A 6,334-nucleotide genomic window follows, 5' to 3' on the forward strand; every position below is an offset into this window, starting at 1 on the left:
TTCCGTTTTCCAGGGTCCGCCATGTCGCTGCTGGATCGCGGACCCGTCTCCGGCGAGGCACTGGGGGCAGTAGCGCGTGAACGTCGACAGGACCCAGGGATCGATGCGGGCCCAGGTGAAGCGGTGATGAGTCTGGATGTGCAGGGACTCGGTGACCGGTGGGAAGCGTTCGCCGTAGGGCTCGAGGGTCAGGGCTGCTGCTTCTTCCGTCGTCAACTGGGTGCTGTGGGCAAAGAGGTTGATCTTGCTGCCTAGTGTCACCAGGAGTTGGCCTGGGATGGAGCCGGCCGGGGCCCGGGCTGCTCCAGTGCGGGTCAGTATCTGCATGGGTGACATGTCCAGCCGGTGCGACAAGCGCAGGAGAAGGCCGGGCAGGCTCTCACCGGGCAGTGGTGCCAGCGCGCGGGGCAGCGGGGCGGGAAGTCGAGACATGGAGGTCAGCCGCCGGTGCGGGATTCGGGGCCGTGGTCATCGAAGGTGGTGTTGCGGCCGCGGGCTCGGGAAGGGCGCGACGGGTTCATGCCGGACGCAGCCGTATCCGGGGCCGGGCTGGAGGAACCGGGGATGGCGGGGATCTCGCCGGCCTGGGGGTCTCGGTCTGGGTCGTCGAGACTGAGGACGATGTCGTCCAGGAGGGCTTCATCGAGGTTCTCCTGCCCGCTGTCCATAGCCTCCTGGCAGCCGTCCTCGATGAGTCGCTCGAGCAAGCCGACGACGCCGTCGCTGCGACGCATCAGGTACTCGGGCATGTTGCCGCCCGTGAGCATGTCGGGTGGGGCCTTCAGCAGGCGCAGGTTGGCCTGCAGGCCGGCGAGGTGGTCGTGGAAGGCGGCGATCTGGTCGGGGGTGGAGTAGCGGAACCGGTCGAGTTCGACCAAGTCGAAGCGGCGCTCGGTCTGGGTGGCTTCCAGACCGTGGATGCGGGCGTGCCGGGACGGCGGCAGGATCCACTGACGCCGCTGTGGGTCCCAGCGGCCCTGCCGCAGGAGGCCAGAGCCGAGGATGTCGACGCCGATGAGGACCAGGGTGACGTTCATGCTCATGAAGGCGCGGATCAGATCCAGGGTGTCCTGGTCGTCGGCCCTGTGCATGCGGAGCCTCGTAATATCGTCCAAAATCAGAGCTTTTGTGCCGTGGTCGTCGAGGGAGTCGGCTACTTGCCGGATCAGCTGCGGCAGGGTCAGCCGCCTGGCCTCCGCGCCGAAGAAGTCCAGGATCGACTGGCAGGTACTCTTCGGCTTCGCCGTGACGGGAGTCTGGACGTAGGCGACCGGTGCATGCAGATCCCGGGTCCCCGCCACTACTCCGGGATGGATGTAGTTGTGCATGGCCAGCCAGGCATCCTCGAACTCCGCGGCCACTTCGCAGACCGTCTCCGTCTTGCCCTGGTAGCCCCAGCCGGTGACCATCACCCCGGCCCTGGTGGAGGGCCGCGTCTTGAGCGCGTTGTTGCGGATGCGCCGGTTGACCAGGCGGGCCACCTTCAGCGACATCGGGGTTTCCTGCAGCGGCAAGTTCACATGGGTGGCCGTGCGGTGCAGGTCGTGCAGGGACCGCTTCGCCGGGCTCAGGGCTCGCCACTCGGTGAAAGTGAGTTGCGGGGCCGGCGTGAACGGGCCCCGGGTCTTGCGCCAGTGCTGCCAGCCGGCGTAGGTGTCCCGCCTCGGTGAAGACCGGATCAGGGCCTCGGCGAGATCTTGGCGGTCCGGTTCCTGGTTCACCCGTGCTCCTTGTGATGGGCTGCGGTCTCGTCATCGTCGGGCGGCAGCAGGAACAGGGACCGGCGCCGCAAGGAGTCGCCCAGCCGCGGGGGTGGGACGGGAAGCGGCCGGCTGCGGGCCACTTCCTCGCGGCGGCGGCGCCGGTCGTCGTCGACGGCCTGCTCGACGCTGCGAGCCTGCTCGGGCCAGGGCAGGACCACGCTCTCGACCGGTTCCTCCGCGGCCGTCTTCGGGCGGTCGGTGCCGGCGGTCCGGGCCTGCTCGACCTCACGGGATCGGGCGGTCCGCTCCCGCTTGGTCATCTGCGTCGGCCACTTCTCGACCGGGATCACCGAGCCGAGCAAGTCCAACAGGACAGGCAGGAGGTCCGCGTCCGAGCGAGGAGCCAAGTTCCGTCGGCGGACCTCCGCCAGCAGGGCCTCGGTGGTCTTGTCAGAGAAGGCCGGCACCTCACCTTTTGGCGGCAGACCGGTCCAGCGCAGGGGGTACCACTTCTCCGGTGCGTTCTCGTCCTGGAAGAACACTGTCCGCCTGTCGCGGCGGTCGGAACGGATGACCCACTTGTGCTTGTGCCGGCCGCCCCGGCTCGATGGCTGGTGAAAGCGGGGCTCCTCGAGGACCTCATCGTGATACCAAAGCCCTCCGATCTTCACCCCCCGCCGGGGATGAATCTTGACGTAATGAGCCTTGAGGAGGCCGTAGTAGAGCTCCGGTTTGGGGATCTGCAGAGCGAACCCGCCCTGGTGCATCGCTGCGGCGAACAGCGAGTTGGGACTGTGATCCTCACCCGGACCCCAAGCCGGTGCGTACTCGCCCAGGACGTGGTTTTGCCAGACCTTCACCACCCATGAGGCGATCACGTTCTCCATCTGGGCCATCGACAGCACCGCGTCCGCTTCCGGATCGGCGCCGCGGTCGGCGACATCGGCGCCGGTGAAGCCCAGCAAGTGCTCCAAGAGCATGCTGTTGATCGCGGCGAATGCCCTCTCGACCACGAATTTGTCAGTCGCCCGCATCACGCGGGCGGGCAGAATGTTGCAGCCCAGCGTCCTCTCCGCCTCCACCACGTGGTGGTTTTTGTAGGGGCCGCCGTGATCGGTGGTGACCGTCTCCGGGGAGAAGAACGGCAGAGCAGCAACCCGGTGGCCGGCGAACTGGGCGACCACCGTGGCCGGGACGCCGGGGTAAGGCCACTCCATTTCGGCGCCCCAGCCCTCCCGCAGGGGCAGCGGCATCATCACATCCCGCAGCAACATCGCGATGTCCACCGAGGTGTCCGAGATCAGCGTCAGCCGGAACGCGACGATCGAGTGCGTGTAGCAGTCGATCGCGATCGTCAGCATCACCGAGACCGGATCACCGAACACCGACTCGCGGACCTTCACCGGCAGCGGTGTGGTGTCCAGCGCGACGACCTGGCCCGGGCGGTGCACCACCACCCGCGGGGAGGTGTCCCCGATGGCGTCCGCCGTGCGCTGGTAGCGCTGGCGAGCTCCGCCCGAGCCGAACCACTCCTCCCAGACCGCGGCCACGGTGTCGTAGCCGGGGACCTTCTCCGTCGGGAAGTCCGGGAACACCTCGCGGATGTACTGGTGCAGCAGCCGGTGCTTGGCCCGCATGCTGATGCGTGAGCGCTGAAGGCAATCGTGTCTGACCGCGAAGATCGCCTCCCGGATCTCCTCCGTGATGCTCGGATGCCCGCCGCCCCGGCGTGTCCATCGACCGTCCGCGCAGCCGTCCACGATGTCCTGGATGCTGTCCGCCGCAAGCCGCCGCAGCGTGCGCTCACTCATGTGCGCCAGCCCCAGCATCTCGGCCTCCGCCAGTCCGAAAGCCTTCAACTCGGCGGCCTTGGACCGGCGCCGCTGGGTGACCGTGGTGGTGGCCGGGTCGTACTCAGGTCGCGGTTCGCCCGGCAGGGCGCGTGCGGGGTGACCGGCACGGTAACCGGTCTCCGCCTCCAACACGTGCTCGGCCCGCAGCCGTGCTCGCTTCAGCTGGTCCTCGCTCAGGTCGGGCTTCAGCACCTGCTTGCGTGGCCGTGGCGGCTGTTCCCGAGCCGCCTTTCCGGGCCGGCAGTCCGGGTGGTGCATGAGCCATCGGATCGGTCGCCGTTCCACCTCGCCTGCGGGATCCCGGAGCACCACCGTGCTGGCCTGCGGCAGAACGTCCTCAACCGTCCACTCGACACCGTTGAGGCGGATACCGGATCCCGGCGCCAACGCCAGCATCCCGGTAGCCATCAGGCGTCCTTCCGGGCGCCCGCCGAGACGAGCGTTGCATCGCTCAGCGGTTCGGCCAGCTCGATTGCGAGCCGCCCGTGCCAAATCAGGTGCAGGGCGTGAGCGCGGGCCACCACCGGCAGGCGCGTGGCCTGCACCAGATCGCCGAAGGGCACCGGTTCATTGGCAGCGGCAAGAAGTTCGCCCTGAAGTCCGAGCGGATCATCAACAGGTCGGCGCTGGGCCGACAAGGCGTCCAGCACCGACCACACGTGCGGCCGCCATCCCGTCACCACGGCGTATCGCCAGCCACAGGCCGTCGCGAGTTCACCGGTCGCGGCGAACTTCAACTCGTCAGCTTCACCAACCAGCGCCCTCGGCCTGACATCCAGCACCCACCTCCTGCCATCAGCCATGACCGCCAGGAAATCGGGGATGTGCTCCGCCCGCCCTTCCGAATGCTCGAAGCTCAGCCGGAACGGCTGCGGCAGCACCTCCCTCACCCGCAAGAAGTCCAGCGCGAGAAGCAAGCGTTGCTCCTCCAGCGACTCGAACCCGTGGTGTCGGCCGGTAGAGACCATGAACTGCAGACCGGGCCGGTGGCGCTGCCGGGTTCCCCAGCCGAAACGGCGTATCAACTGCGACTTGAACAGCGGCACCGACTCCAGATCCCGCACCGCCCAGATGGCTTCCTCACCGTCGAAGCGCCAGGCCGTCGTCCACCGCCGCAGCCAGCTCTGGCCCAGCGACAATCGCGTCTCAACACCCTCATCGACGGCGTACGGCGCAACCAACTGCTCCAGCCCGCACGAGTCCGAGGCCACCCTTGACCGCCTCCGCGTACCACTCATACAAGGAGCACAGCAGCCCTGCCCGGGGCCCGCGTACAGAAGCCCGTACCTGATCAGAAAACGCCGCCTCGCGACCGGCTGAACGAGGGGCTGGCCAACTATTGTCGGGCGACACGAGAGTGTCAGTGCTCGGCGACACGAAGTGTGTCAGTGGCCGCGGCGGTTCCGTCGTACGCGGCCGACCTCCGGCATTCGCCAGCTTGAGCGGCGGCACCGTGCTTGCCGAAGATCACGCGGGGCCCCGGGGTCTGCCGGACGGCTCTTCTTCGTCCGGCAGACCCCAGGGCATCCGAGCCGCTCGCTCAGGGCCCGTACCCGGCTGCTCGGAGAGCCGGGCACGGGGTGCATCCCCGCATCCGTCAACGAACAGACCCCGGGCCGGTTCCCGCGCACCGGCCCCGCACTTGTGTGCAGAACCGTTTCCGTTCCGCCTCGTTGAGAAGGCTGGGCGTGCCCAGCCCGAGACCGCGCACCGGCGCTTTCCCCCCATTGCCCCGGTGGTCTCCGCAGGGGCACCCCGTGGCATCCGGACCCGGTGACAGGACCGGCCTGTGCCACCGGTCCGGCAGGCCCACCCACCCCGGCCTGCCGGACCCCACCACGTCAGTCCCGGCCTCGGAACAACGGCTATCGGCGAGAACGATCGCGGGGGCTGGCTGCGGGTCTCCGTGCTCGCGGTCCGGCGGTGGTCGCGTGCCGACGGGCGTGTCGGCACGCGATCGGATTCAGTGGTCGGCGACACGGGCTTTTCAGTGGCGGGGGCCCGGGGCGGGCACGTTCTCGTACAGCTGCTGGCGCAGGTGCAGAAGGGCCTTGGTGTCGGCTACCGTCGCGAGATTTGCGAGCAGGTCCCGGATCCTCGGATCGTCGCCGGCGCGTACAGCCTGAACGATCTGGTCGATGAGTTGGCGGACGTAGGGGTCGATGTCGGCGGGGCCAGCCGTGGCCCAACCATGACCGGCCGGCCCCGCCACGTGGTCCCGCCCAGCTCCTACTCCTGAGCCTGACCGGGTGCTCACAGGTTCTCCAACTGGGGCGGCCCGGTAGAGGTCACCGGGCGCACGATGTCCGAGGTCGTCGCGGCGGCTTCGTCGTACGAGGCAAGGTGTCGCCGTCCCGGAAACAAGCAATCCCGGAACGTCCGGGCGCCACGTCGCCCGGAGCGCCGAAGCGGTTCCGCAAGGCGTCCCGGATCGTCGTGTCCTGCGTGTCCCGTGCGAGCGACACAGCTGGCCCCGGCGACCGCCGGGGCCGGGCACCGGTTTTCGCGGGGCTGGGTCCGGCTAGCCTTCTCCGGCAAGGGATTCTTTGACGACCTTGCTGAGCAGCTCCCGCGTCTGCTTGTTGAAGACGTCGACGAAGCCGTCGTCGAGGGCATCGGCCTTCTCGCCGTTGACGGCCGGGGGTGAGTCGGATGCGGGCCTGGTCGGCTCGCTCTCATGGGCCTGTGCGACACCGGAGAAGGACAGGGCCGCTCCGGTGAGGGCGACAGCGGCCAAGACGCGCTTCATGTTGCTCATGGCCTGCCAACGATCACAGT

6 protein-coding genes are annotated in these 6,334 nt (G+C 68.5%); all 6 read right to left on the minus strand.

Going from position 1 to position 6,334, the window contains the following annotated elements; all coding sequences use genetic code 11:
• The coding region (locus tag ACIBEA_RS43895; RefSeq protein ID WP_399270081.1) for a TniQ family protein at positions 1-432 on the minus strand (432 nt) is incomplete at its 3' end.
• A 5-nt stretch (positions 433-437) separates the two neighbouring features.
• Entirely contained in the window at positions 438-1,721 is a 1,284-nt protein-coding gene (locus ACIBEA_RS43900; protein ID WP_399270083.1) for an AAA family ATPase, read from the minus strand.
• Positions 1,718-3,964, minus strand: a complete 2,247-nt coding sequence (locus ACIBEA_RS43905) for a transposase (RefSeq protein ID WP_399270085.1) — start codon at positions 3,962-3,964, stop codon at positions 1,718-1,720. The genes ACIBEA_RS43900 and ACIBEA_RS43905 overlap by 4 nt, the downstream gene beginning before the upstream one ends.
• Entirely contained in the window at positions 3,964-4,767 is an 804-nt protein-coding gene (locus ACIBEA_RS43910) for a TnsA-like heteromeric transposase endonuclease subunit (RefSeq protein ID WP_399270087.1), read from the minus strand. Before ACIBEA_RS43910 ends, ACIBEA_RS43905 begins: the two co-directional genes overlap by 1 nt.
• A 776-nt stretch (positions 4,768-5,543) precedes the next feature.
• Complete coding sequence (locus tag ACIBEA_RS43915; RefSeq protein ID WP_399270089.1) at positions 5,544-5,768, minus strand: hypothetical protein; 225 nt, start codon at positions 5,766-5,768, stop codon at positions 5,544-5,546.
• 309 nt (positions 5,769-6,077) lie between these two features.
• Positions 6,078-6,334, minus strand: a 257-nt coding sequence (locus tag ACIBEA_RS43920; RefSeq protein ID WP_399270091.1) for a hypothetical protein, incomplete at its 5' end; no start/stop codon positions are given.

Source organism: Streptomyces sp. NPDC051555 (assembly GCF_044454405.1).
Lineage (GTDB): Bacteria > Actinomycetota > Actinomycetes > Streptomycetales > Streptomycetaceae > Streptomyces.